The sequence below is a fragment of the Scandinavium hiltneri genome, from assembly GCF_024764835.1.
Classification (GTDB): domain Bacteria; phylum Pseudomonadota; class Gammaproteobacteria; order Enterobacterales; family Enterobacteriaceae; genus Scandinavium; species Scandinavium hiltneri.
Map to the genome: position 1 here is coordinate 179,356 of NZ_JALIGE010000072.1, position 26,746 is coordinate 206,101.

Below are 26,746 nucleotides of genomic sequence, written 5' to 3' on the forward strand. Positions count from 1 at the left end.
TTACAGCCCTTTCTTCGCCAGCTCTGCTTTAAAGTTGTCGCGAGTGATCAGCACCACGTCGGTAACCGCGGTGAATTTCGGTGGCTCTGCATCTTTGGTCACCCAGTTGTAGAGCATCTGGCTCGTTTTATAGCCGTGAACATCCGGGCTTGGCAGCAGTGAACCGTAGAACCCGGTCGGCTGCGCTTTAGAGAGTTCATTCACCGCATCCACGCCGTTGATGCCGATACCGATAACGTCTGGCGCTTTAAAGCCCTGACCTTCTGTCGCACGCACGCCACCCAGTACGGTATTGTCGTTCATGCCCAGCACCAGCCAGTGTTTCACGCCCGGATGCTGAACCAGCAGGGAGTTACCCGCGTCGAATGCGCCTGGAATATCGTTAGATTTGGTTGGTACCTGATAGATTTGCGCGGCAGGGAAACCGGCTTTTTTCAGCGCGTCCATTGAACCGGTGGTGCGGCGACGAGCGGTATCCAGTTCATCGGCGGTGATGGCCATCACCCCAGTCTCTTTCACATCCCAGCCGCGTTTTTGCATTTCTTTATACAGTTCGTCACCCTGGCGGGCGCCAATTTCGCTGGCCGCCATCATGACCAGTGGCACGGTGTCCATCGGTTTGCCTTTCGCATTAACAAACTGGTCGTCGACGGTGATGACCTTCATGTCATAGCTGCGTGCTTTGGCCATGATCGCAGGCCCCAGTTTTGGGTCAGGCGTACAGATGACGAACCCTTTCGCGCCGTTAGCCGCCAGACTATCAATGGCGTTCAGCGTTTTCTCACCGTCCGGTACGGCGATTTTGATGACGTCAAAACCTAAATCTTTCCCGGCCTTATCAGCGAAACGCCATTCGGTCTGGAACCATGGCTCTTCCGGCTGCTTAACCAGAAAACCGAGTTTCATGGTTTCAGCGATAGCTGATTGTGACATAACCGCTGTCAGGCCAATAACCGCCAGCGCTTTAGTGAATTTGTGCATGGTTAACTCCAGCTTTAATGTTCTTTTTTGTAGGGGAAATCGGAACAACTTATTTTTATCAGCAGTAAAACAATGCATTAGCGGCTTCGTTCGGAATCGCTATTACGTTAAACCATTAATAGCGGGAAAATAATTATCCATAAGAGAGCGCCATCACACCGCAGAATTACAGTAATTGCGTGCATAAATTCAGCGATAAATGACATAAAAAAAAGGTGAATTGTCAGACAATTCACCCTGGGGTTAGCAGAATAATCTATAGCGACGGCCAGTAAATCCTTATCTCACCAGCGATAATAAATATGCTCTGCATGTTCACGCACCGGCGCTTCATCGCCGAGTAATCTGGCTGCCACGGTAAAGGCAAAATCAAATACGTGCCCAAAGCCTTTACCACTGATCAGATTGCCGTCTTCCACCACCGGCGCATCGACATAATGGCCGTCTTTAACGTCCTGCCAGAGATCGCCCGAACACACGTAGTTGCGCCCTTTTAACAGGCCGTTGCCGCCCAGAACGCGTGCCGCCGCAGAGCAGATTGGGCAAATCAGTTTGCCTGCTGCATCGTGCGTCGCCACAAAATCAATCACCTGCGGGTTGGCCGCTAAATTAACGCTGCCCTGCGGTCCACCGGGTAAAACCACAGCATCGTATAATACGCCGCTGCGCTCGGTGAGTGTGTTGTCTGCTACCATTGGGATCCCGTGATAGCTGGTGACGCCTCGGGTGGTGGTGCAGGAAAGCAGTTCCACATCCAGATCTAAACGACGCAGAATATCGATGGTGACGATGGCCTCACCTTCCTCAAATCCAGGTGCCAGAAGCACCGCGATTTTTTTCATTTCACACTCCTTAAACTCAAATTTTTGCTTGCGGGAATTGCCCCTAATATTGTCCAGAAATATATTCGTTAAAAGCAATAATAGCGATCAATGCAAAGCAGATCGCAGTTTTATCTTTTAAGCAAAGAATATAATTGTATTGAACATCATGCCGTTAACATCGGCTTTCACAGAGTTTTAGAACAGTAACTTCGAATATTGACGACATCATGTAACGAAGCGGTAATAATAATGGTGACAACGTTTCTGCGGCCACAGGCGCAGTCCAACGTCACTCAAATGATGCGCGTTTTTGATTTCATGAAAAAGGGCGGTGCCTATCCGGTGGTCAAAGACGGTCTTTGTATACAGCAGACCGATCAGCATCTGCTCAATGTAATGAATCATCGTCACCCTTAATTTTTTTGGGCGATATTGTCGTTCCATCCCCTCCACACTTGTTAAATAAATGTATACAACAGGCTGTTTTTGCTGCTGTTTATAAATCCGATCTGCCTCTCAATCAAAAACACTACAAAATGTAATGATTTATACCTTCTTTATGGATGAGACAGGTGAGAGATGATTACGCTTGAGTTTGCAGTCATTATTTTGTGCTTGCTGGTTGGAACCCGTTTTGGCGGAATGGGCCTGGGGCTAATTAGCGGTATCGGTTTATTTATGCTGTGCTTCGTTTTTGGGCTGGAGCCTGGCAAACCGCCGGTAGAGGTAATGCTAACCATTCTGGCGGTGATCGGCTGTGCGGCCACGCTACAAACCGCGGGCGGACTGAATGTGATGATGCAGTGCGCCGAAAAGATGCTGCGTAAACATCCGCAGCACATCACGCTTTTAGCCCCTTTCACCACCTGGACGCTGACCTTTTTGTGCGGCACCGGGCACGTGGTCTACACCATGTTTCCCATCATTGCCGATATCGCACTGAAAAAAGGCATTCGTCCGGAACGTCCGATGGCGGTGGCGTCGGTGGCCTCGCAAATGGCTATCACCGCTTCGCCGGTTTCTGTAGCGGTCGTGTCGCTGGTGTCGATCCTCGGCGCGCAGCATGGGATCGGCCATGCGTGGAGCATTCTCGAAATTCTGGCGGTTTCGGTGCCGGCATCGCTGTTTGGCGTGGCGATTGCGGCGTTGTGGAGCCTGCGTCGCGGTAAAGACCTGGCCGACGATCCGGAGTTTCAGTCCAGACTCAGTGACCCGAAACAGCGCGAGTTCATTTACGGCAGCACCGAAACGCTGCTCAACCAACGCTTTTCGCGCGAAGCCTACTGGTCGACGTGGATCTTCTTCGCCGGGATTTTAGTGGTGGTGCTGCTCGGCGCTCTGCCAGAACTGCGCCCATCGTTCGACGTGAAAGGCAAAATCGCGCCGCTGTCGATGAACCTGGTCATTCAGATGATGATGCTGATTGCCGGGGCGGTGATGCTGATGGTGTGCAAAGTGAACGCTGCCGCGATTTCCAACGGCGCAGTATTCAAAGCGGGGATGGTGGCGATTTTCTCGGTGTTTGGCGTGGCATGGATGAGCGATACCTTTTTCCAGGCGCATTTGCCTGAACTGAAGATGGCGCTGGAAGGCGTGGTGCAAAACCACCCGTGGACTTACGCGATTGTGCTATTCCTGGTGTCGAAGCTGGTGAACAGCCAGGCCGCCGCACTGACTGCCGTCGCCCCGATGGGACTGATGCTTGGCGTAGAGCCAAAAATGCTGATTGCCTTCTTCCCGGCCGCATACGGCTATTTCGTCTTGCCAACCTACCCGAGCGATTTGGCCTGCATCGGCTTCGACCGCTCCGGCACCACCCGCATTGGCAAATTCATTATCAACCACAGTTTCATTCTGCCGGGCCTGATTTCCGTGAGCTGCGCCTGCGTGGCGAGTTATTTACTGGTTCAGGCGCTGTATTAAAAGCGCCCTGCGGCGCTGACGCTTCCCAGGCCTACAACAGCATCTGCAGGCCCGATAAGCGTCAGCGCCATCGGTTTTTTCATTAATGCGTGCTGCCATCCTGCGGCGTGAACTTCAATTCAATCAGCGCAATGGCTTTCTGAATGGCCCGCTGGGTAACCGGATCGGCCCCCGCCGGGTGAGCGCTAAAATCAATCGCGCGTAGCTGGTTGGCCATTTTTTCACGGACTTCAACCGGGGCGATAACATCGATAACGTCGAGAATTTGTTTGATAACCAGCTGGCAGGCGACAACGTCGGAAACCAGTTCATCATTGGCGGTCAGATTCTGGGACATGATTTTCTCCTTTTTTCAGGGGCGCCATACTAACCTGATTTTTCTGACCAGAAATCAAAAAACCTGCTGAAACCCGCATTTTCTTGCGCTATGGTCTTCTGAAACAATGATTCATTTTGATATGGCAGCGTTATCATGAGTGAAAACATCTCCGCGAAGGAGAGCCGTGGTCTGTCACCGGCTGCGCTATTGGTGGCCGGTGCATTTTTTATGGAGTTTCTCGACGGGACGGTGATCGCCACCGCGCTGCCGGATATGGCGAAAAGTTTTGGCGTGGAAGCCGTCGCCCTTAACATCGGTATCAGCGCCTATCTCATCACCCTCGCGGTGCTGATCCCCGCCAGCGGCTGGATTGCCGATCGCTTTGGCGCCCGTAACGTGTTTACCCTGGCGCTGTTCATTTTCACCCTGGCCTCTGTTTTCTGCGGGATGGCAACAAGCGTGGACAGCTTTGTCGCCATGCGCATTTTGCAGGGTGTGGGCGGTGCGCTAATGGTGCCTGTCGGCCGTCTGGCGGTTCTGCGCACTACGCCGAAGCACCAGCTTATCACCGCTATCGCGACGCTCACCTGGCCTGCGTTAGTGGCCCCGATAATCGGCCCGCCGTTGGGTGGATTCATTACCAGTTTTGCTAACTGGCGCTGGATCTTCTTTATTAATGTGCCGCTTGGACTGGTGGCGATTTTCCTGGCGCTGCGCATCATTCCAGATATTCGCGACGACGAGCGCCGTCCGTTTGACCTGCCGGGTTTCCTTGCCACGGCGATTGCGATGGTGAGCCTGGTCTACGCGATGGAAGCCTTCGGCGCGAAACATGGCCGAAGCTGGCTGCCATTTGCGCTGCTGGCGTTGGGTGCGGCGACGTTTCTGTTTGCCCTGCGTCATTTCAAACGCGTCGAATGGCCGATGATTCGCCTCGATGCACTGAAGGTGCCGACCTTCAGGGTCACGATGTACGGCGGCTCACTGTTTCGTGCCTCGATAAGTGCGGTGCCGTTCCTGCTGCCGCTGCTGTTCCAGGTCGGTTTTGGGATGGACCCTTTCCATGCCGGGCTGCTGGTACTGGCAGTGTTTGTCGGCAATCTGACGATTAAACCCGCCACCACACCGCTCATTCGCTGGCTCGGTTTTCGTAAGCTGTTGCTGATCAATGGCGCGCTGAACGTGCTGGCGCTGCTGGCGTGTGCCTTCCTCACGCCGCACACACCGCTGTGGGTGACGCTGCTGATTCTGTACCTCGGCGGCGTTTTCCGCTCGGTGCAGTTTACCGGCGTCAGCACCCTCGCCTTCGCCGACGTGCCCTCTGCGCAAATGAGCTACGCCAACACCCTGTTCAGCACCGCGACGCAGCTCGCCGTTGGGCTTGGCATTACGCTTGGCGCAATTGGTATTCGTCTGGGCGAGAAGATGAGCGACTGGCTACAGCTTGGCGCGGTTCCTGGGGCAAGTTTCCGGCTGGCATTTGTGTTTATCGCGGTGATTTGTCTGGTGGGAATGTTTGATACGTTACAGCTGACGCGGGATGCGGGAAGTTCGGTATCGAATCGTAAGAAGTAAAATTATCCGGCGGCGCAATGCCGCCGGACGTCACATCGTTACGCTAAAATCTGGCGCACGAAGGCTTCAATTTCTTTATCCTGGCAGTTTTCGAAGAAGCACTGCTGGAAGCGCTGACCAGAAACTGCGGTTTTCACCAGTTCCGGATCGATGGCGCGCAGAGTGTCGAGGTAATTTTCTTTCACCACCGCCGCTTTCACCTGATTCAGTATGCCTGCATTACGCACCTGCGGTTCTTTACGCTCCGGTGGATACCCTTCGCCGTTGCGACCGGTAAACGCTTTTTCAAAGATAAAGCGCACGTTCAGTTCCGCGCCCCAGCCAAAGCCTTTGGCGAACGGCAGCGACAGCGCGTTGCCGTTGTTGATTTGTGCAAACAGGAACGCATCCGCCGGGTCGATACAGTAGCCGCAGACCACACCCGGATGAATATTCAGCGACATCAGCGCACCCTGACCGGTACCGCAACCGGTCACCACAAAATCGACCGCTTTGGCGTTGAGCAGAATGCTGGCCATGATCCCGAGGTGGATGTAGGTCAGGTGATGGTCCTGTTCATCACTCATGCCGACGTTGTAAACCGGGAAACCTTTCTCATCGGCCACGCCCTTAAGCTCACGATGGATGACCGCATTTTTAGCGGCCTGGCTATTTTCCATCATCAGTGCAATTTTCATTCTTTCATCTCCTGAAATCTGCGCGGAAGACTCCGCAGTGAACAATAGTGTTACCTTCACCTTAACGCGCATCAAACACACATTCAAATTTAATGAAATATTGTTTCAATAATTATCGTTGGGCTCACAATTTTCTACGTCAATCACGATAATGAATCATTATTCACAAAATCTATAGATCTCTATCCAGGTTCATGGCAGTTAGATAGACTGAAAACAAACGACACTATAAAAATCAGGAACCTCCTTGTGCGCTCCTTGCTAACAATGTCGCTCACTTTACTTTGGGTTACTCTGCTTACACTCGCGTATTCTCTGCGGGCTGCGCCGTTAAATTCCACTTCTCGCAGCGCGCCTGTTCCGGTTTGGCTGTTCGATGCGGACAACTTCGAATTTTGGCGAGACCCACAGGGAAATTATCAGGGTTATTACCCGGCACTCATTCAGGAAATAAATAAACGCTACGGCTATCACCTCGAACTCAAGCCGGTTAACGGCGAGGAGATTAGCCGCCGTTTCAGCACCAACAGCGCGGGTTTGTACGCAGGCGTGGTGCGCACCGAGGAGCGGTCTCGCACTAAAATCCTTTCCGCGCGTCTGTTTGATAACGAAGTCCTCGCCGCCAGCCTCAGCCGCAGCGCCGCGGTACCGGAAGATCTCAATGATACGCGCGTCATTTTTCGCCGCGACGATGCCACTCAAAAACAGGTGCTGCAGCATTATCCCTGGCTCCGATTTCGCAAGCTGATTCTGGTCGATAGCAGCACTGAAGCGTTCACTCTGCTGCGCGAACGCAAAGCCGATTTCTACATCAACGACGATTCAGAGATGGACGATACGCAGCACTATTACACGCTATCGCGCCCGTTCTCCGAGCTGCGTCTGCCCTGCGTGATGGGCTTCAGCCCTGAAATGCGCTTTATGCGCGATAACATTAATCAACTGATTGCCGAATGGCAGCATAACGGCAAGCTCAAGGCGCTGGAAAACCAGAGCAAACGTAATTATCTGGTCAGCCGCATTCAGGTAACGCCCGACGAAGCCGTGTGGATGCGCGATAACACCTTAACGGTGTGGTTGCCGAAAAATGAGAACTTCGCCCCGCTGCTGTGGCAGGACCAGCGCGGCTATCACGGCACGGTGATGGACATGATTAGCGATATGCGCGACCTGCTGCACATCAACGTTGAGGTGAAATATACCGATAACTACGTCGCGCGCCTGCGCCAGGATAAATGGCCGGTGCGGATGGTGAATGTTGTCGAAAGCCGGGACGATTCGCCGACTGATGGGATGATTGGCCCGGCGCTTTCCTGGCATAACGCCTACTACAATCGCGTCGAGCAACCGTTTTTGTGGGATGAGGCACAGGTCCGCTATAAGCGCGTCGGCATTCTTCGTGGCGCGTTTTCGGCGCTGTATCTGCATCAGCGGTTTGGCAACGACATTACCTTGCTGCCCGCGGCCTCGATTGAAGAACTCGTCAGCGCTATCGAGCAGCATAAAATTGATTTCATTCTTGGGGATTTAAGCTCTCTGGAAGGCTCGCTGCGCGGCAACGATCTGTTCCACGGCGTGCTGAAAGTCGCCGGACTGACGCGCTCGGATTACCAGATTGTCTCCTGGGTCGATAGCGCGCACCCGATGTACCCGCTGTTAACGCAAATCCACCGTATCTCAAGCTATCGCACGCAGATGGAACGCCTGCCAGAAACGTCCTGGCTACCAGACTTTAGCAAAAACACCTTCAAAATCATCAGCGTGGTGTTGCTCATTACCGTGCTGTTCAGCCTGTGCCTGCTGTGGCTGATGCGGCGGCAGATGAAACAAAGCCAGGCGGTGAACCGCGGTATCGTCGAGGCGATGGAGAAAGTGAACCGCGCCCACGACGATGAAACCGGCAGCCATATCCGTCGCGTATCGGCCTATTGCACATTACTGGCCCGTGAAATCGGTCTGCCGCGCAAAACGGTGCAGGATATCGAACGATTCGCCTCGTTGCATGACGTGGGGAAAATTGCCGTTCCGGAGCGGATTTTACGTAAGCAAGGTCCGCTGACTGCGGAAGAGTTCAGCGAGATGAAACTGCATACGCTCAAAGGCTGGCGCATTATTCAGGGGCTGAGCCTTGGGCCAGTGGCGGAAAACATCATTCATTACCATCATGAGAAATGGGACGGCAGCGGCTATCCGGATGGGCTGTGCGGGGACCAGATCCCCATTGAAGCGCGCATTCTGGCGCTGGCCGATGTCTATGATGCGCTGCGCCAGAAGCGCGTGTACAAACCGGGATATACCCATGAGCACGCCTGTTCACTGATATTTGCCGGGGCCGGACGTCACTTCGATCCGGAACTGATTAACCGCTTCCATCAACTGCACCCGAAGTTTAAGGTTATTTATGACAGCCAGGCCGACTGACATCGGCGGTAGCGAAAACTGAGGGCGATTGTGTCGGCTATTCAGGGCATTGCCTTTACGCCTGCGCGCTAAGATGTCACGCAGGACTATTACGCAGAGTGAGCCATGAACAAACTCATCCCTGTCGCTGCGGCGATAGCGCTTTCCGCCTGTACGGTGCACCGTCAGGCTAACGTCACCGATGTGGATGCCACCAGCGGCATCGTGCGTCTTACATACGGCCAGGCGCCATTGCAGTCAGCCACCACCGACGACTATGTCGCTAACGGCACCGCCACTAAACAGTGCCAACAGATGGGCTATGCTACGGCTTTTGCGTACGGTCAGCCGGTTACTACCTGCACCGTCACCAGCGGATCGCTATGCATGAATCAAAGCGTCACCATCCAATATCAGTGCCGCGGCATTGCTGTTACCCAAACCCCGTCGACAAATTATTGATAATTTATGCTGCCGGATAAATAACGCCGGCAGTGAATTATAATTATTCTCATTTCATTATTTAATAGCTGCAATGCGTTTTATTCCCATTTGCATTTATACCCGTCATACTTCAAGCTGCATCTTTGTTGGCTGCGTCCGCTCACCCCAGTCACATAGCTATCTATGCTCCTGGGGACTCACGGACTTGCCGCCTCAATGCAACTCGAATTATTTTGGGTATAACATTATTTATTTTTTATTTTACCTTTTGCAAATAAGTTAATTACAAATTATAGTTTCGGCGTATTTCCCCTGAGCCTAATATGACGGAGCACCCATGCTAAAAACGGAAATGATCGACCAACTCAATGAGCAAATGAATCTGGAACTCTCCTCCTCTCTGCTGTATCAGCAGATGAGCGCATGGTGCAGCTATCATAGCTTTGAGGGTGCCGCCGCGTTTCTGCGCCGTCACGCCCAGGAAGAGATGACCCATATGCAGCGCCTGTTCGATTATTTGACTGACACCGGCAGCCTGCCGCGTATTAGCACCATCGACTCTCCGTTTGCCGAATATGCATCACTGGATGAACTGTTCCGTGTGACCTATGAACACGAGCAGCTGATCACGCGTAAAATTAACGAGCTGGCACATGCGGCAATGACCAATCAGGATTATCCAACCTTTAATTTCCTGCAGTGGTACGTGGCCGAGCAGCACGAAGAAGAGAAGCTGTTTAAATCCGTTCTCGATAAACTGTCTCTGGTCGGTAAAAGCGGTGAAGGCCTGTACTTCATTGATAAAGAGCTGGCGACCCTCGACACACAAAATTAATGTTCTGCTGGCAGCGGGTCTCCGCTGCCCCTTCATTTATTGAGGTGGGATGATTACCCGCTACCTCTCCCTACCCCCCATTGCAACCGTCTACGCACCCTAAATAGTTAATGAATACCGTCCACCATCACCCCTTAAGGGCTATACCCATAGCCATTCGTTAGCGAATTGATTTCACTCAATATTACCCCTTTCTTAGCTGCTATTTTCACCCTCGTTAATACGTCATAACAATGAGGTTACGATGGAAGTCAGTCGCAGAAAATTTTTTAAAATCTGCGCCGGCGGAATGGCAGGTACGACGGCTGCGATGCTGGGCTTTGCCCCAACAGCTGCTCTTGCAGAGGTACGCAGCTACAAATTGCTGCGTGCCAAAGAGACCCGCAATACCTGTACTTACTGTTCCGTAGGCTGTGGATTGTTGATGTACAGCCTGGGTGACGGCGCGAAAAACGCCAAATCCAGCATTTTCCATATTGAAGGAGACCCGGACCATCCGGTAAACCAAGGGGCACTTTGCCCGAAAGGCGCAGGCCTGCTGGACTATGTCCACAGTGAAAATCGTCTGCGTTACCCTGAATACCGCGCGCCAGGTTCCGATAAGTGGCAGCGCATCAGCTGGGATGACGCCTTCTCGCGCATTGCCCGCCTGATGAAAGAGGATCGTGACGCCAACTTCATTGAGAAGAACGCGCAGAACGTGACCGTAAACCGCTGGCTCTCCACCGGCATGCTGTGCGCTTCCGCGTCCAGTAACGAAAGCGGCATGCTGACACAAAAGTTCGCCCGTTCACTGGGCATGTTAGCGGTAGATAACCAGGCGCGCGTCTGACACGGACCAACGGTAGCAAGTCTTGCTCCAACATTTGGTCGCGGTGCGATGACCAACCACTGGGTTGATATCAAAAATGCCAACGTGGTGATGGTGATGGGCGGTAACGCCGCTGAAGCCCACCCGGTCGGTTTCCGCTGGGCAATAGAAGCCAAAAACAACAATGACGCCACGCTGATTGTGGTCGATCCGCGCTTTACCCGCACCGCTTCAGTAGCGGATATCTATGCGCCGATTCGTTCCGGTACCGACATTACTTTCCTGTCGGGCGTTATTCTGTACCTGATAAACCACGGTAAAATCAACGCAGAATACGTCAAAAGTTATACCAATGCCGCGCTACTGGTACGCGACGACTTCAGCTTTGATGATGGCCTGTTCAGCGGCTATGACGCAGAAAAACGTCAGTACGACAAAACGACCTGGAACTATCAGTTCGACGAAAACGGCTTTGCTAAACGTGACGATACGCTAACTCACCCGCGCTGCGTGTGGAATCTGCTCAAAGAGCATGTATCCCGCTATACACCGGACGTGGTTGAGCATATCTGCGGCACGCCACAGGAAGATTTCCTGAAGGTCTGCGAGGTGCTGGCCTCAACCAGCGCGGCCGATCGCACCACGACGTTCCTGTATGCGCTTGGCTGGACTCAGCACTCCGTGGGTTCGCAGAATATTCGTACGATGGCCATGATCCAGCTGCTGCTGGGCAATATGGGGATGGCGGGTGGCGGCGTGAACGCCCTGCGCGGACACTCCAACATTCAGGGATTAACGGATTTAGGCCTGCTGTCCACCAGCCTGCCGGGCTATCTGACGCTGCCGAAAGACGCGCAGAACAGCCTGGAGAGCTATCTGGCCGCCAACACCCCAAAAGCGACTCAGCCTAATCAGGTCAACTATTGGGGCAACTACCCGAAATTCTTTGTCAGCCTGATGAAGACTTTCTGGGGTGACGCCGCGCGTGCAGACAATCAGTGGGGCTATGACTGGTTGCCAAAATGGGATCAGGCCTACGACGTGCTGAAGTATTTCGACATGATGGACAAAGGTGAAGTCAATGGCTACATCTGCCAGGGCTTTAACCCGGTCGCCTCGTTCCCGGACAAGAACAAAGTGGTCGCCTCTCTCAGCAAGCTGAAGTATCTGGTGGTGATTGATCCGCTGGTGACCGAAACGTCCAGCTTCTGGCAGAACCACGGCGAATCCAACGACGTCGATCCCGCAAAAATTCAGACTGAGGTATTCCGTCTGCCCTCCACCTGCTTCGCGGAAGAAGAGGGTTCTATCGTCAACTCCGGACGCTGGATGCAGTGGCACTGGAAAGGCGCTGATGCGCCGGGGGAAGCCCGCAATGATGGCGAAATCCTGGCCGGGCTCTACCACAACCTGCGCACGCTTTACCGCGAACAGGGCGGCACAGCCAGCGAGCCAGTACTCAATATGACGTGGAACTACACGTTGCCGGACAGGCCGGAATCGGAAGAAGTGGCTAAAGAGAGCAACGGCTACGCGCTTGCCGATCTCTTTGATACCGATGGCAAATTGCTGGTGAAAAAAGGCGAACTGCTGGATTCCTTTGCCCAACTGCGCGACGACGGTTCGACCTCTTCAGGTTGTTGGATCTGGAGCGGGAGCTGGACACGCCACGGTAATCAGATGGCTAACCGCGATAACAGCGATCCGTCCGGACTGGGTAACACCCTCGGCTGGGCCTGGGCATGGCCGCTCAACCGTCGCATCATCTACAACCGCGCCTCCGCTGACCCGCAAGGAAAACCGTGGGATGCGAAACGGATGTTGATCGAATGGAACGGCACAAAATGGGTTGGCAACGATATCCCGGACTACAACACCGCCGCACCAGGCAGTGCCGTCGGGCCATTTATCATGCAACCGGAAGGGGTCGGTCGCCTGTTTGCACTCGACAAAATGGCTGAAGGTCCGTTCCCGGAACACTATGAACCGTTTGAAACGCCGCTCGGTACTAACCCGCTGCACCCGAACGTCATCTCTAACCCGGCCGCACGGCTGTTTGACGCCGACGCTAAACGCATGGGCGAGCGCAAAGCGTTCCCTTACGTGGGCACGACCTATCGCCTGACCGAGCATTTCCATACCTGGACCAAGCACGCACGGCTTAACGCTATCATGCAGCCAGAACAGTTTGTGGAAATCAGTGAGAAGCTGGCCCAGAGCAAAGGCATTGCCAATGGCGATACGGTGAAAGTCAGCAGTAAGCGTGGCTTTATCCGTGCCAAAGCGGTGGTGACCCAACGTGTGCGGACTTTGCAGGCGGGCGGGCAGGAAGTGGAAACCGTCGGTATTCCGCTGCACTGGGGCTTTGAGGGGACGGCGCGTAAAGGCTATCTCGCGAACACCCTGACGCCATCGGTGGGTGATGCCAACTCACAAACGCCAGAGTACAAGGCGTTTCTGGTCAACATTGAGAAGGCATAAGGAGCGAACTCATGTCCATGCAATCTCAGGATATTCTCAAGCGTTCGGCCACTAACGCCATGACGCCACCGCCTCAGGCGCGTGACTACAAGGAAGAAGTCGCCAAGTTAATCGATGTCTCCAGCTGTATTGGCTGCAAGGCTTGCCAGGTCGCGTGTTCAGAGTGGAACGATATCCGCGATGACATCGGCCACTGCGTCGGGGTGTATGACAACCCTGCGGACCTGAGCGCCAAATCCTGGACGCTGATGCGCTTTAGCGAAACGACGCAGAACGGCAAGCTGGAATGGCTTATCCGCAAGGATGGCTGTATGCACTGCGCGGATCCGGGCTGCCTGAAAGCCTGCCCTTCCGCCGGCGCCATCATTCAGTACGCCAACGGCATCGTCGATTTTCAGTCGGAACACTGTATTGGCTGCGGTTACTGCATCGCGGGTTGCCCGTTCAACATTCCACGTCTGAACAAAGAGGATAACCGCGTCTACAAATGCACGCTGTGCGTGGATCGCGTCAGTGTGGGCCAGGAGCCCGCCTGCGTGAAAACCTGCCCGACTGGCGCCATTCACTTTGGCAGCAAAAAAGAGATGCTGGAAGTGGCTGACGAACGCGTCGCGAAGCTGAAAAAACGGGGGTATCCGCAGGCTGGCCTCTACAACCCGCAGGGCGTTGGCGGCACGCACGTGATGTATGTGCTGCACCATGCGGACCAACCGGAGCTTTACCACAACCTGCCAAAAGATCCACACATTGATACCCCTATCAGTTTGTGGAAGGGGTTGCTCAAACCGCTGGCGGCAGCAGGCTTTATTGCGACCTTTGCCGGGCTGATTTTCCACTATGTGGGAATTGGACCCAACGAAGAGGTGGATGAAGACGAGGAAGAGCATCATGACTAAGAAGAGCAAGATGATTGTCAGGACGAAATTTATCGACCGCGCCTGTCACTGGACGGTGGTTATCTGCTTCTTCCTTGTGTCGCTCTCCGGCATCGCGTTGTTCTTCCCGACGCTGCAGTGGTTGACGGAAACCTTCGGTACGCCACAGATGGGACGTATTCTGCACCCGTTCTTTGGGGTGCTGATTTTCGTGGCGCTGATGTTTATGTTCGCGCGCTTTGTGAAGCACAACATTCCTGACAAACACGATATACCGTGGTTAAAAGGTATTGTTGAGGTGCTGAAAGGCAATGAGCATAAGGTCGCCAAAGTCGGCAAATATAACGCCGGGCAGAAGATGATGTTCTGGACCATTATGAGCATGATATTCGTGCTGATGATTACCGGAGTGATTATCTGGCGGCCTTATTTCGCCGACTTCTTCCCGATAAAAGTCGTGCGCTATAGCCTGCTGATTCATGCCACCGTCGCCATTATTCTGATCCACGCCATCCTTATCCATATGTATATGGCGTTCTGGGTTAAGGGATCGATTAAAGGCATGGTGGTCGGCAAAGTCAGTCGCCGCTGGGCGCAGAAACATCACCCTCGCTGGTATCAGGACGTCGAGGCTCAGGAAGCGAAGAAAGCAGGGACTGAAGGACGTTAAGTCTCCTCATTCCCCCTCCTTCTGGCCGCTACCGGTTATCTATTCCGCTAGCGGCCAGATTTTATTAGGTCCCCTGTAAAATCCCGCCAGCCTCCTGAATGCCGTGGCCCTCGCCCTAACCGTAAATTTAACGTTACAACCACTGTAATTCAGATTTGACGCGCTGCGGGTTTTCCCCTAACCTGCGCGGCATAATTAGCCATCTCTATCCTGAATAACAGAGGAAAGCGTGAAGAACCGCACCGTAGGGAGTATTTTAATCGTCGCCGGAACCACTATCGGCGCAGGGATGTTGGCAATGCCGCTGGCCTCTGCGGGCGTAGGCTTTGGCGTCACTCTGGTTTTACTGTTGAGCCTGTGGGCGCTGATGTGCTACACCGCGCTGTTGCTACTGGAAGTGTATCAGCACGTCCCCGCTGACACCGGCCTCGGGTCGCTGGCGCTGCGTTACCTTGGGCGTTACGGGCAATGGCTGACGGGCTTTAGTATGCTTTTCCTGATGTACGCCCTGACGGCGGCGTATGTCAGCGGTGCCGGTGAGCTGTTGGCCTCGAGTCTTAGCCAATGGCTGAACATCGAACTGCCGCCTGCCGGAGGCGTGCTGTTGTTTACCGCCATCGGCGGCGGTGTCATTTGCATGGGCACGGCGCTGGTAGATTTGTTTAACCGCTTCCTGTTCAGCGCCAAAATCGTGTTCCTGATCCTGATGCTGGCGCTGCTGCTGCCACACATTCATCAGATGAACCTGCTGACGCTGCCGCTGCAACAGGGCCTGGCGCTCTCTGCGATCCCGGTGATTTTCACCTCGTTTGGCTTCCACGGCAGCGTGCCGAGTATCGTCAGCTATATGAATGGTGATGTGCGTAAGCTGCGTCGGATTTTCGTGATTGGCAGCTTCATTCCGTTAGTGGCCTATATCTTCTGGCAGCTGGCGACGCTCGGCAGTATTGAATCGCCGGTCTTCAACGCCTTGCTGGGCGACCACGCAGGACTGAATGGTTTGCTGCAGGCGATCCGCGAAGTGGTGGCAACGCCGCATGTGGAACTGGCGGTGCATCTGTTCGCAGATTTAGCGCTGGCGACCTCTTTCCTCGGCGTTGCGCTGGGGCTGTTTGATTATCTGGCGGATCTGTTTCAGCGTAAAAACAGCGTCAGCGGTCGTCTTCAGACCGGGGCGGTCACCTTCCTGCCACCGCTGGCGTTTGCGCTGTTCTATCCGAAAGGTTTCGTGATGGCGCTCGGCTATGCAGGTGTGGCGCTGGCCGTTCTGGCGCTGATTATTCCGTCGCTGCTGACGATGAAAAGCCGCCAGCAGCATCCTCAGGCAGCGTATCGCGTTATCGGCGGAACGCCTGCGTTATGGCTGGTATTTGGCTGTGGCGTGGCGGTGGTTTTGGTGCAAATCGCGATTGCGGTTGGGATGCTGCCTGCTGTCGGTTAATCTTCGGCTATAAAATCTGGTGCTTCGGCACCAGATCCTCCTGGTATTAACAAACTCATTTCATCTTAATATTTATTCGCTCATCTATTTCAACATAGTTAAATAAATACCCAATCACTCATCTGCCAGCGTCATCCATTAGGATTTTTCCTGTACAGCTTATTTTCTCGTGGCGTAATCTTGCGCTGTTTATTTCTTCAGACAGAAAATATCATGAAAAAATTATCCCTTGTCCTGCTAATGATGACCCTGGCAGGCTGTAGCGCCACGAATGTAAATTCCAATGCTAGCCGCGTTCGCGTCAGCACGAACGAGCCTGGAAAAGAGTGTAAATTCCTCGGAGATATTACCGGTAGCCAAGGTAATTTCTTCACCGGCGGCTGGACGTCGAACAGCAATCTGGAAACCGGTGCGCGTAATGACCTGAAAAATCAGGCCGCGAATATGGGCGGGAACGTGGTGTCGATTATTACGCAGCGCGCGGGCCAGACCGGCAGCGCCTGGGACGGGAGCGGCAGTATGCAGCAGACCAACGTGACGCTAAGCGGAAATGTATATCGCTGCCCGGAATAATATAAAAGGCCCTTTCGGGCCTTTTTTATAACTTACTTAAGACAGCAGCTTTTGTATTTCTTTCCGCTACCGCAAGGACACGGATCGTTGCGACCAATTTTGATTTCATTCTTAATTGGCTGCTGTACTGGAGCCGCTTGCTGATTATCCAGCCAGTAATGGCAGAGCGTGAGCGCCGCAGGTTTGAGTAAATCGACGCTCGCCACATATTCTTCAGCGGTCAGCGCTTCGATACGCGCGAAATTCTCTTCGCTGCCGTGCAGGGCAATGGCGTCTAACTGCGGTTGTAAACTTTCCGGCAGTGCCGACCAGTCGCTTAAACCCACGCCGCGCATGTAACCAAAGCACCACTCTTCAACGATGGTGATTTCCTGACCTTCTTCTTCCCGGGTGCCGAACAGCGGTTCGTATTGATCCGGATATTCGCCCAGACGCTCACCGACATCATCCATATGCTGCAGAGTGAGATTCACAAAACGGTCGCGCTCGCGGTCATTGGCCCAGCGTGGTACGAAATCAGCCCCACCCCACACCGCCAGCATCCACTCAGCAGGCTCAATATCAACCGGGGATGAGAGAATAGCCGTCAGCATGCCGTCCAGCTCAGAGACATCCATCACGGCCTGCTCGTTGCCATAACGGGCCAGGACGTCGTCCAGCCACTCAAGTTCGCTTTCGTTTAACGGTCCGGTTTTCATCGCTGATTACTCGTGTTGGAAGTGTGTTGAAGATAGAACATCAGGATCGCAAATACAAAAAAACCACCCGAAGGTGGTTTCACGACACTGCTTATCATTGATTTTATTCTTTTTTCCCATGGTAGCCGGAGTGGGACTTGAACCCACACAGCGCGAACGCCGAGGGATTTTAAATCCCTTGTGTCTACCGATTCCACCATCCGGCCTCGGGGAATAAAGTGGAGGCGCGTTCCGGAGTCGAACCGGACTAGACGGATTTGCAATCCGCTACATAACCGCTTTGCTAACGCGCCAAATTACTAACACCCGCAATTGCCGATGCTTTTAAACTGGAGCGGGAAACGAGACTCGAACTCGCGACCCCGACCTTGGCAAGGTCGTGCTCTACCAACTGAGCTATTCCCGCAGATCAGATGACTAACTTAATCATTTGATTTTGTTACCGTCTGGCAAGCTGTGCTGCCGTTCGATGCGTTGCATTCTACTTACCTGACGCAATGAGTCAACGTTAATTTTCACCGCACCGGATCGTTTGATGAAATTTACGTCGAAACGATCACTGTTCAAGCAAATCGCCGCGCGCTGCATTCAAATACTGGAACATCGACCACAGCGTCAGCACCGCCGCAACCATAAACAGACCGATGCCTGCCCACTCTACCCACTCGTTCGGACGCCACAGCATCCATACCAGCGCAGCCATTTGTGCCGTGGTTTTGACTTTACCAATCCACGAAACCGCCACGTTGCTGCGTTTACCCAGTTCAGCCATCCATTCACGCAGTGCAGAGATGATAATTTCACGGGCAATCATGGTTGCGGCCGGGAGAGTCACCCACCAGGAGTGATAATGTTCGACGACCAACACCATCGCAATGGCGACCATCACCTTGTCCGCGACCGGGTCAAGGAACGCGCCGAAACGGGTGCTCTGGTTCCAGCGACGGGCCAGATAGCCGTCAAACCAGTCAGTTATCGCCGCAACGAAGAAGATAAACGCACAGGCAAACGGGGCCCAGACGAATGGCAGATAGAACGCCAACACGAAAAATGGGATCAGGATGACGCGGAACAATGTGAGCAACGTAGGGATATTAAATTGCATGGCGACGGTAACTATCTGTTGTCAGTAAAATTAGCCCTATGTTGCTACAGAGCCCCTAATGTTTCAACGAGTAGAAGATTTTTTCTGCCAGGCCGTGTGAAATGCCGGGCACTTTCGCGATATCTTCGACGCTCGCTTTTTGCAGGCCTTGCAGCCCGCCCATATATTTCAACAACATCTGACGACGCTTTGGCCCCACGCCCTCAATGGTCTCAAGGGTGCTGGTACTTTTCACTTTCGCCCGCTTTTTACGGTGGCCGGTGATAGCGTGATCGTGCGATTCATCGCGGATGTGTTGAATAACGTGCAACGCCGGGGAGTCGGACGGCAGGTTAAACCCCTCACCTTCCGGCTCAAAGTACAGCGTTTCCAGGCCTGCTTTGCGGTCACTGCCTTTGGCCACACCGAGCAACAGCGGATGCTGTTTGTCCCAGTTGACCTCAAGCTCGGCAAAAACCTGCTTCGCCTGACCCAGCTGCCCTTTCCCGCCGTCAATCAGAATGACATCGGGGATTTTGCTTTCTTCAATATCTTTGCCGTAACGACGGCGCAGCACCTGATTCATCGCCGCATAGTCATCGCCTGGCGTAATGCCGGTGATGTTATAGCGACGATATTCCGCGCGCAGCGGACCGTTGCTGTCAAACACCACGCAGGACGCCACGGTTTGTTCGCCCATGGTGTGACTGATATCGAAACACTCCATGCGCTTCACTTCCGGCAGCTTGAGCTGCGCCGCCAGCGCCTGCAGGCGCTGATGAATAGTCGACTGCTGCGAAAGCTTAGTGACCAACGCGGTCGCCGCATTGGTACGCGCCAGCTTCAGGTAACGCGCGCGATCGCCGCGGGGCCGGGTCTGAATATTGATGCGTCGGCCGGCAAGTTCAGAAAGCGAATCTGCCAGCAGCGTTTTGTCGCCAAGATTAAAATCGAGCAAAATTTCGCCCGGCAGTGTACGCGCCTGGCTGCCCTGCAGATAGAACTGACCGACAAACGTCTCCACCACTTCGACAGGCTCGGTGCCCGCCGGGACTTTCGGGAAATAACTGCGGCTGCCGAGCACTTTCCCCTGACGGATAAACAGCACGTGAACACAGGCCATGCCACCGTTAAAGGCCACGCCGATCACATCCAGATCGTCGCCTTCATTAGAAACGAACTGTTTCTCTGTGACGCGACGCACCGCCTGAATCTGGTCGCGGATTCGTGCGGCTTCTTCGAACGCCAGTGACTGGCTGGCCTTTTCCATCCGGGCCACCAGCTGATTCACAACCTGCTCATCTTTTCCGGCCAGGAACAGACGCACGTACTCAACCTGCTGCGCGTATTCGGCTTCGCTCACCAGCCCTGCAACGCACGGCCCGAGGCAGCGGCCAATCTGATATTGTAGACACGGGCGCGAGCGGTTGCGGTACACGCTGTTTTCACACTGGCGAATGGGGAAAATTTTCTGCAGCAGCGCCAGCGTTTCTCGCACCGCATAGCCATTCGGGAACGGGCCAAAATATTCGCCTTTTGCGTGCTTCGCGCCACGGTGCATAGCCAGTCGGGGGTGAGTGTCACCACTCAGGAAGATAAACGGATAGGATTTGTCATCGCGCAGCAATACGTTATAGCGCGGCTGATAGAGCTTGATGTAGTTATGTTCAAGCAGCAGCGCTTCTGTTTCGGTGTGGGTAACGGTGACATCTATCTGGGAAATTTGCCCGACGAGCGCTTCGGTTTTGCGTGATCCCAGGTTGCTACGGAAGTAGCTGGAAAGGCGTTTTTTGAGATCTTTGGCTTTGCCGACGTATATAACCGTGCCGCCGGCATCGTACATGCGATAGACGCCGGGCTGGCTGGTCACGGTTTTTAGAAAGGCTTTGGAATCAAATACATCACTCACTGACTTGCTAACGACTCCGCATTACACAGGCCATGGCGAATTGCCAGGTGAGTCAGCTCAACATCGCCATGAATGTTTAATTTGCTAAACATACGATAACGATAGCTGTTCACCGTTTTCGGGCTGAGATTCAGTTGTTCAGAAATCTCAGTCACCTTCTGACCTTTGGTGATCATCAGCATAATCTGCAATTCACGTTCAGACAAACTGGCAAACGGGGATTCCGTTGATTTGGGCTCAATTTGACTCAGCGCCATTTGCTGAGCGATGTCTGACGCGATGTAACGCTGACCAGCAAACACGGAGCGAATGGCGTTGACCACCTCCTGTGGTGCGGCACCTTTGGTAAGATAGCCTGCGGCCCCTGCTTGCATCACTTTTGCGGGCAGTGGGTTTTCCGTGTGTACGGTTAACATGATGACTCGAGTATCTGTGGTGGAGCGCGCAATCTTACGCGTGGCTTCCAGCCCGCCAATACCTGGCATATTCATGTCCATAAGCACGACGTCAACTGGATTTGCACGGCACCATTTCACCGCATCTTCACCACAGCCGACTTCACCAACAACTTTAATACCCTTTATATCTTCGAGAATGCGTCGTATCCCTGCGCGCACTAGTTCGTGGTCATCAACAAGAAGGATGTTGATCAAAGGAATAATCTCCAGAATAGGGATAACGCAACTGCCTCTAAATTCGTATCCATATTAACGGGTTTTATCGCGACAATGAAAGGTAAAAGATGTCTCGTTTAAGATTTTACTTGGTTTTCTGGAAATTAGAATTTACATCTACTGGAAACACCCACAAAACAGTCAGATACGACAACCTTGTTTTTAAACGCTTGCCTTCAAAAATTTCCGGATAACACTGCGTTTTACAAAGATGATAAATACACTCGCAAAAATGTAACAACAATTAACGGAGCGTGAACCAGCAAGAAACAAATAAGCATCAGGCGCTTTCTTGTACACGATTAATATGTGTAAGCACCTCAGATTAGAGGACAAAAATCCCGCACTCCCGTTTTTACTGTTCCCTGTGGTATACTGCGCGACCTTTACTGAAACACCCCCCGCGTATGCGCGCTGAAATCCAACGAGGAAATAGATGAGCACTCCTGATTTTTCCACTGCTGAAAATAATCAACAATTGTCCCAGGAAGTTTCTTGCCTGAAAGCGTTACTGACGCTGATGCTGCAGGCGATGGGTCAAGCAGACGCAGGGCGCGTGATTCTAAAAATGGAAAAGCAAATCACGCAGATGGAAGATGAAGCTCAGGCGGCCGTATTTTCCAGTACCGTTAAGCAAATTAAACAAGCTTACCGCCAGTGATTCCCTACCGGCTGCGAATCATCGCAGCCGGTTTCGCATCGGGCAGTGGTCAGATAATCCCTATCGCTGCCGCATAACAGGCAATCTGCGTTTTGTTTGGCGCGTTAAATTTCTTCTGCATATTCTTCTGATGGAAATTCACCGTATTCTCAGATATCGACAAGATTATCGCTATTTCCGCTGAAGTCTTTCCTTCCGCCGTCCACTTCAGAATTTCAAGCTCACGCTTACTGAATTTCATTTCCGGCGCCGTCACCATCGTATCTTCCATTCGCACCAGTGCCGCAATACTGAACTCCATCAACGTTTGCAGCCGCATTTCAGTTTCATCGTCTGATAACGGGTTAGCCTGGTTGCGCTGTCGTGATACCGATAAAAACCCGAGCGCACGGTTAGGCAGCATCAACGACTGAGTGATCCCACACCGTAAACCATGATCACGCGCAGCATCCCAGAACGCCGGGGTTTCGCTGAATAAGCGTTCAGTCCAGGGCAGATGCCCGTTGCGATAATTCTCGGCTTTCAGCACCGGATCGATGGTGAAATAATTTTCGGCCTGGTAATGGTCCATCCATGCTTTGGGGTAGGTTGTGTGAAAGGAGAGTTTGGGGCGGGTGAAGGGAACCGGATGGCGCACGCAAAGGGCGAACCAGTCATATTCCAGTGAGTGTGTTTGCTGTTGCAAAATGGCATAGACCTGGTCATTTGCCGTGGCAGACTGAAATTGTTGCGATATATCCTTCCGCCACTGAAAAAAATCGATGTCCCTCATACCTGACGAAAAAACTCCTGAGTGATAATCATTCCTATGAATACAAAAAGCTAACACATAAATATTGTTTATATATATGAAATATCGTTGAAAGTAGAAATATTATGAAATGGCCTGAAATTTTCAGGCCATTATCGATCACTGCATGAGGAATTTTTCGAGGAACTGACGGGTACGCGGCTGCTGCGGATTAGCAAACAACGATTTGGCGTCGCCTTGCTCCACGATCCGGCCCTGATCCATGAATATGGCGCGATCGGCGACGTCGCGCGCAAAGCTCATTTCGTGGGTCACAATCACCATCGTGCGCTTCTCCTGGGCCAGTTGGCGAATGGTGCTTAACACCTCCCCCACCAGTTCCGGATCCAGCGCGGAAGTCGGTTCATCAAACAGGATGACGTCCGGACGCATGGCCAACGCCCGGGCAATGGCCACGCGCTGCTGCTGCCCGCCGGATAAGCGACGCGGGTAGCTGGTTTCTTTACCCGACAGCCCCACTTTCGCCAGCAGTTCGCGCGCCAGCGTAGTGGCTTCGCTTTTGCTTTCACCTTTGACGATAACCGGCCCTTCAATGATGTTCTCCATCACCGTGCGGTGCGGGAACAGATTGAAGCTCTGGAACACGAATCCGACATGCTGACGTAAGCTGCGAATCAGCCCTTTTTGCTGACTCAGCGGACGCGCAGCGTCGATGGTGATGTCACCAACCCGAATAGTGCCGCTCTCTGGCTCTTCCAGCAGGTTGATGCTGCGCAGCAGCGTGGTTTTCCCCGAGCCGCTCGGCCCGATAATCGCCACCACTTCACCCTCTTTCACTTCCAGCGAGATCCCGTGCAGCACCGTCTGACCGTGGAATTTCTTGACCAGGTTTTTAACGTCGATAGCACTCATTTCGGGTCACGCTCCTGGCGGTTCAGCTGGTTTTCGAAGTAGTTCTGCAACGCGGACAGCACCGTCGCCATCACCCAGTAAATTAACGACGCGGCCAGGTACATGGTGAACACTTCCAGCGTGCGCGAGGTGATGAGCTGCGCCTGACGGAACAGTTCCGGCACCTGAATGGTGGCCGCCAGCGAGGTGTCTTTCACCAGGCTAATGAAGCTGTTCGACAGCGGCGGCAACGCCACACGTGCAGCCTGCGGCAGGATCGCGCGACGCAGCGTCTGCCACGGCGTCATACCGATACTCGCCGCCGCTTCCCACTGACCTTTATCAATCGAGGAAATCGCCGCGCGCAGCGTTTCAGAGGTATACGCCGCGGTGTTGAGCGACAGGCCAATCATCGCCGCCGGAATCGGGTCCAGCTCGATACCAAACTGCGGCAGACCGTAATAGATCATGAACAGCTGAGCGATAAGCGGCGTACCGCGGAAAATCGAGGTGTAGAAACGGGCAATCCAGCGCACCGGCCCGATGGCAGACATGCGCATCAGCGCCAGGATAAAACCCAGCACCAGGCCGAAGAACATCCCGCCAATACTCAGCTGTAGCGTGAACACTGCCCCTTTTAGCAAATAAGGCAGCGAGTCGATAACCAGTTGGATACTTTCTTGCATTATGGCTTCTTTTTATACGTGTGGATGATAGGCAAACAACGCCGGAGCGCCGCCGGTGTGCACAAACAGAATCGGGCCTTCATCCTTAAAGCGTTTCTGGCTGATGCCGTCAATGAGTCCGGCCATCGCCTTGCCGGTGTACACCGGGTCCAGCAAAATCCCTTCCAGGCGAGCGAGCAGTTTCACCGCTTCCATGCCTTCGTCGTTCGGCGTGCCGTAGCCCGGCGCAAAATAGTCATCCCAGAGGGTGATGTCTGCTTTGGCTTTCAGCTCCAGGCTTTCCGCCACCGCCTGTTGCAGCGTGACGACTTTCGGTTTCTGATCGGCAACGCTTCGGGAAACGGTGACGCCAATCAGTTCAACGTCAGGCATTAGCTGTTCTAAACCGACCGCCAGACCCGCGTGGGTGCCTGCGCTGCCGGATGCGACCACAACAGAGGAGAGTGATACAGCGCCTTCACACTGCTGCGCGATTTCCAGCGCGCTTTCAACATAGCCCAGCGCACCAAGAGCGTTAGAGCCGCCGACCGGGATCACATACGGACGAAAGCCCTGTGCTTCAACGCGGGTCGCCAGCTCTTCCATCTGACGATTCGGGTCAGTCAGCGCATCACACATCTCGACCTGCACGTTGAAATAATCCAGCAGCAGACGATTACCGTTGGTCAGATAGTTTTCTGCTTTAGTGCCGATCGGGTTTTCCAGCAGCGCGATACAGTTCAGGCCAAGCTTCGCCGCCACCGCCGCCGTCTGGCGCACGTGGTTAGACTGAATCGCACCGGCGGTAATCAGCGTGTCTGCGCCTTCGCGCAGCGCATCTGCCGCAAGGAATTCAAGCTTGCGCAGCTTGTTGCCGCCCATCGCCATCGGTGTGACGTCGTCGCGCTTAATAAGAATTTCGCGGCCCAGGTAATCGGACAGACGCGGCAGGTATTCCAGCGGCGTCGGCGAGCCAATAAATTCCAGCCGTGGGAAGCGAGTAAGGTTTTGCAGTGACATAGCACCTCCTGATTTTCTTTTTATTATGCACACAGTTGCCGACGAAATAAAAAAAGGCGCTAAATAGCGCCTTTTTTAAGCGATGCGGTGTTATTTGGTGACGTCAGCGCCGAACCATTTTTCAGACAGCGCTTTCAGGCTACCGTCTTTCTGCATGTCCGCAATGGCGGCATCGATGGCTTTCAGCATGTCTTCGTTGCCCTTACGCAGCGCAACACCAGACTCCTGACGGGAGAACGCTTCACCGGTGACGGCCAGCGTATTGTTGGTTTTCTTCACCAGATCCAACGCCGCCAGACGGTCAACCAGAATCGCATCGATACGGCCTACGCGCAGATCCTGATATTTAGTCGGGTCATCATCATAGGTACGCACGTCCACGCCCTGCACGTTCTGACGCAGCCACTCTTCATAGTTGGTGCCCAGACCCACGCCGACTTTTTTGCCTTTCAGGTCAGCCGCGGTCTTGATAACGCCTTCGTTGCCTTTTTTCACCAGCGCCTGAACACCGGACACGGTATATGGCGTGGAGAAGTCATATTTCTGCTTACGCACGTCAGAAATGGTGACCTGGTTAATGACCACGTCGATACGTTTGGAATCCAGCGAGGCCAGCATCCCGTCCCATTTGGTCGGTTTCAAGTCCGCTTTTACGCCCAGATGCTTCGCCAGCTCCTGCGCGAATTCCACTTCAAACCCGGTCAGTTTGCCGTCATCGCCCTGGAAGCTGAACGGAGGATAGGTGCCTTCCAGACCTACGCGCAGCGTGCCGCGTTCTTTGACCTGGCTCAGCAAGTTTTCCGCTGCGAAGGTTTTCACGCTCGCCCCGGCGACCAGCGCCACGGCCATCATTCCCATCAGAGCCTGACGGCCCATAAATGCTAATTTCATCATTCCCCCGAAAATTCGAATTTTTTGCAGTGTAAGACGTTTGGGAAAAACAGCTAATACCCGTCCGTTATATGCCATTCAAATTTAATATAACTCAGAGATTGCCTGATACGCGAACTTCTGCTGACCCGCCACCGGTCGCAGGTTTCTGAATTGCGAATACTTTCGCAGCGCAATGCGGTAGTTATTGGTGCTGGTCTGCGGAAGCCACGGCGCGAGGTTTTCGTCCGCTTCACCCTCAAGCAGTTCGCGGTCGATTTTCAGCGCCGACAAATGATTGCCCAGACGACGCAGGCGCACGACATATTCGCGCACGGTGCCCGGGCTCATGTCGGTGTGTTCGAACAGATACTGTTTAAAGCCGAGGATATCGAAGAAGTCGCTCTGCTCTTTGCAGTGCAGGTCGCCGCAGAAACGGCACAGCGCGACCCACTCGCGGCGCTCCTGCAGCCAGTCGGCTTCGTCCATTAAGGTATCTAGGCGGGAAATAGCGATTTTGTTGACGATTTCCCCCCTGCGCACAAGCGTAATGCGATCGAGCATTTTGTGGCAGTGGGCACAATGCGTCTGGCTGTGTTTAAAGTCTTTAAGATAGCGGCTTAAAGGCCGTCTTTTTACCTGCTGCACCGTCATGATAACTCCTGGTAGTCAATGCTATGTGCGGCATTACTCC

General features: G+C 53.5%; 25 protein-coding genes, 3 tRNA genes and 1 pseudogene. 12 read left to right on the forward strand and 17 right to left on the reverse strand.

The features are described 5' to 3' along the window. Both MUU47_RS09695 and MUU47_RS09700 read right to left on the reverse strand, forming a co-directional pair. Complete coding sequence (locus MUU47_RS09695; RefSeq protein ID WP_110512325.1) at positions 1–981, reverse strand: arabinose ABC transporter substrate-binding protein; 981 nt, start codon at positions 979–981, stop codon at positions 1–3. 284 nt (positions 982–1,265) lie between these two features. Then, positions 1,266–1,823, reverse strand: a complete 558-nt coding sequence (locus tag MUU47_RS09700; protein WP_258988014.1) for a DJ-1/PfpI family protein — start codon at positions 1,821–1,823, stop codon at positions 1,266–1,268. Positions 1,824–2,060: 237 nt separating this feature from the next. On the opposite strand from MUU47_RS09700, the pseudogene MUU47_RS23495 reads away from it, so the two are divergent. Continuing rightward, positions 2,061–2,156, forward strand: a pseudogene (locus MUU47_RS23495) (non-heme ferritin-like protein); the annotation flags it as partial. 228 nt (positions 2,157–2,384) lie between these two features. Then, positions 2,385–3,728 carry an anaerobic C4-dicarboxylate transporter gene (locus tag MUU47_RS09710; RefSeq protein WP_258988017.1) on the forward strand — a complete coding sequence of 448 codons (1,344 nt, stop codon included), beginning with the start codon at positions 2,385–2,387 and terminating at the stop codon, positions 3,726–3,728. A gap of 82 nt (positions 3,729–3,810) precedes the next feature. Here MUU47_RS09710 and MUU47_RS09715 read toward each other — a convergent pair whose 3' ends face one another. After that, the gene (locus tag MUU47_RS09715; protein WP_159753399.1) at positions 3,811–4,065 is read right to left on the reverse strand and encodes a DUF2766 family protein; all 255 of its coding nucleotides are present in this window, start codon (positions 4,063–4,065) and stop codon (positions 3,811–3,813) included. Between the two features lie 135 nt (positions 4,066–4,200). Between MUU47_RS09715 and MUU47_RS09720 the strand changes: the two genes are divergently transcribed. Then, positions 4,201–5,622 (forward strand): MFS transporter, encoded by a 1,422-nt coding sequence (locus MUU47_RS09720; RefSeq protein WP_258988019.1) that lies wholly within the window; start codon positions 4,201–4,203, stop codon positions 5,620–5,622. A gap of 38 nt (positions 5,623–5,660) precedes the next feature. Here MUU47_RS09720 and MUU47_RS09725 read toward each other — a convergent pair whose 3' ends face one another. Next, positions 5,661–6,299, reverse strand: coding sequence for an RpiB/LacA/LacB family sugar-phosphate isomerase (locus MUU47_RS09725; protein WP_159776789.1), 639 nt, complete (start codon positions 6,297–6,299; stop codon positions 5,661–5,663). Positions 6,300–6,548: 249 nt separating this feature from the next. Between MUU47_RS09725 and MUU47_RS09730 the strand changes: the two genes are divergently transcribed. The 8 genes from MUU47_RS09730 (at position 6,549) to MUU47_RS09765 (ending at position 16,829) form a co-directional block, all read left to right on the forward strand. Then, entirely contained in the window at positions 6,549–8,720 is a 2,172-nt protein-coding gene (locus MUU47_RS09730) for an HD domain-containing phosphohydrolase (RefSeq protein ID WP_258988021.1), read from the forward strand. A gap of 105 nt (positions 8,721–8,825) precedes the next feature. Continuing rightward, complete coding sequence (gene yecR, locus MUU47_RS09735; protein WP_258988022.1) at positions 8,826–9,161, forward strand: YecR family lipoprotein; 336 nt, start codon at positions 8,826–8,828, stop codon at positions 9,159–9,161. A 319-nt stretch (positions 9,162–9,480) separates the two neighbouring features. Further along, on the forward strand, positions 9,481–9,978 hold the full coding sequence (gene ftnA / locus MUU47_RS09740) for a non-heme ferritin (RefSeq protein WP_258988023.1): 498 nt from the start codon (positions 9,481–9,483) through the stop codon (positions 9,976–9,978). Positions 9,979–10,222: 244 nt separating this feature from the next. Further along, a complete protein-coding gene (gene fdnG / locus MUU47_RS09745; RefSeq protein WP_258988024.1) occupies positions 10,223–13,270 on the forward strand; it encodes a formate dehydrogenase-N subunit alpha in 3,048 nt (1,015 codons plus the stop codon). Positions 13,271–13,281: 11 nt separating this feature from the next. After that, positions 13,282–14,166: a formate dehydrogenase subunit beta gene (gene fdxH, locus MUU47_RS09750; RefSeq protein ID WP_159775397.1), complete on the forward strand. Its 885-nt coding sequence runs from the start codon at positions 13,282–13,284 to the stop codon at positions 14,164–14,166. Beyond that, positions 14,159–14,815 carry a formate dehydrogenase-N subunit gamma gene (gene fdnI / locus MUU47_RS09755; RefSeq protein WP_258968230.1) on the forward strand — a complete coding sequence of 219 codons (657 nt, stop codon included), beginning with the start codon at positions 14,159–14,161 and terminating at the stop codon, positions 14,813–14,815. Before fdxH ends, fdnI begins: the two co-directional genes overlap by 8 nt. A gap of 229 nt (positions 14,816–15,044) precedes the next feature. Continuing rightward, positions 15,045–16,256 (forward strand): tyrosine transporter TyrP, encoded by a 1,212-nt coding sequence (tyrP, locus tag MUU47_RS09760; protein WP_258988025.1) that lies wholly within the window; start codon positions 15,045–15,047, stop codon positions 16,254–16,256. 213 nt (positions 16,257–16,469) lie between these two features. After that, entirely contained in the window at positions 16,470–16,829 is a 360-nt protein-coding gene (locus MUU47_RS09765) for a DUF4156 domain-containing protein (protein ID WP_258988026.1), read from the forward strand. A gap of 32 nt (positions 16,830–16,861) precedes the next feature. Here the strand turns inward: MUU47_RS09765 and MUU47_RS09770 are convergent, their stop codons facing one another. The 7 genes from MUU47_RS09770 to uvrY form a co-directional block, all read right to left on the reverse strand. Then, a complete protein-coding gene (locus MUU47_RS09770) occupies positions 16,862–17,527 on the reverse strand; it encodes a YecA/YgfB family protein (protein ID WP_258988027.1) in 666 nt (221 codons plus the stop codon). Between the two features lie 119 nt (positions 17,528–17,646). Next, positions 17,647–17,733, reverse strand: a tRNA-Leu gene (locus MUU47_RS09775). Between the two features lie 13 nt (positions 17,734–17,746). Next, positions 17,747–17,820, reverse strand: a tRNA-Cys gene (locus tag MUU47_RS09780). A gap of 37 nt (positions 17,821–17,857) precedes the next feature. Next, positions 17,858–17,933, reverse strand: a tRNA-Gly gene (locus MUU47_RS09785). 150 nt (positions 17,934–18,083) lie between these two features. Beyond that, positions 18,084–18,632, reverse strand: a complete 549-nt coding sequence (gene pgsA / locus MUU47_RS09790) for a CDP-diacylglycerol--glycerol-3-phosphate 3-phosphatidyltransferase (protein WP_110509640.1) — start codon at positions 18,630–18,632, stop codon at positions 18,084–18,086. A 55-nt stretch (positions 18,633–18,687) separates the two neighbouring features. Continuing rightward, positions 18,688–20,520: an excinuclease ABC subunit UvrC gene (gene uvrC / locus MUU47_RS09795; protein ID WP_258988028.1), complete on the reverse strand. Its 1,833-nt coding sequence runs from the start codon at positions 20,518–20,520 to the stop codon at positions 18,688–18,690. Further along, complete coding sequence (uvrY, locus tag MUU47_RS09800; RefSeq protein ID WP_110509638.1) at positions 20,517–21,173, reverse strand: UvrY/SirA/GacA family response regulator transcription factor; 657 nt, start codon at positions 21,171–21,173, stop codon at positions 20,517–20,519. Before uvrY ends, uvrC begins: the two co-directional genes overlap by 4 nt. A 457-nt stretch (positions 21,174–21,630) precedes the next feature. Here uvrY and MUU47_RS09805 point away from each other — a divergent pair, with 457 nt between their 5' ends. Then, positions 21,631–21,855, forward strand: a complete 225-nt coding sequence (locus MUU47_RS09805; protein WP_159775409.1) for a DUF2594 family protein — start codon at positions 21,631–21,633, stop codon at positions 21,853–21,855. Positions 21,856–21,904: 49 nt separating this feature from the next. Here the strand turns inward: MUU47_RS09805 and sdiA are convergent, their stop codons facing one another. From sdiA to fliZ, 6 genes are all read right to left on the reverse strand, one after another. After that, entirely contained in the window at positions 21,905–22,627 is a 723-nt protein-coding gene (sdiA, locus tag MUU47_RS09810; RefSeq protein WP_258988029.1) for a quorum-sensing transcriptional regulator SdiA, read from the reverse strand. A 138-nt stretch (positions 22,628–22,765) separates the two neighbouring features. Continuing rightward, complete coding sequence (tcyN, locus tag MUU47_RS09815; protein WP_258988030.1) at positions 22,766–23,518, reverse strand: L-cystine ABC transporter ATP-binding protein TcyN; 753 nt, start codon at positions 23,516–23,518, stop codon at positions 22,766–22,768. After that, positions 23,515–24,183: a cystine ABC transporter permease gene (gene tcyL / locus MUU47_RS09820; protein WP_110509634.1), complete on the reverse strand. Its 669-nt coding sequence runs from the start codon at positions 24,181–24,183 to the stop codon at positions 23,515–23,517. The genes tcyN and tcyL overlap by 4 nt, the downstream gene beginning before the upstream one ends. A gap of 12 nt (positions 24,184–24,195) precedes the next feature. Continuing rightward, positions 24,196–25,182, reverse strand: a complete 987-nt coding sequence (gene dcyD, locus MUU47_RS09825; RefSeq protein WP_258988031.1) for a D-cysteine desulfhydrase — start codon at positions 25,180–25,182, stop codon at positions 24,196–24,198. A gap of 90 nt (positions 25,183–25,272) precedes the next feature. Next, positions 25,273–26,073 (reverse strand): cystine ABC transporter substrate-binding protein, encoded by an 801-nt coding sequence (tcyJ, locus tag MUU47_RS09830; protein ID WP_258988181.1) that lies wholly within the window; start codon positions 26,071–26,073, stop codon positions 25,273–25,275. Positions 26,074–26,157: 84 nt separating this feature from the next. After that, the gene (gene fliZ, locus MUU47_RS09835) at positions 26,158–26,706 is read right to left on the reverse strand and encodes a flagella biosynthesis regulatory protein FliZ (RefSeq protein ID WP_258988032.1); all 549 of its coding nucleotides are present in this window, start codon (positions 26,704–26,706) and stop codon (positions 26,158–26,160) included. Positions 26,707–26,746: the final 40 nt, after the last annotated feature.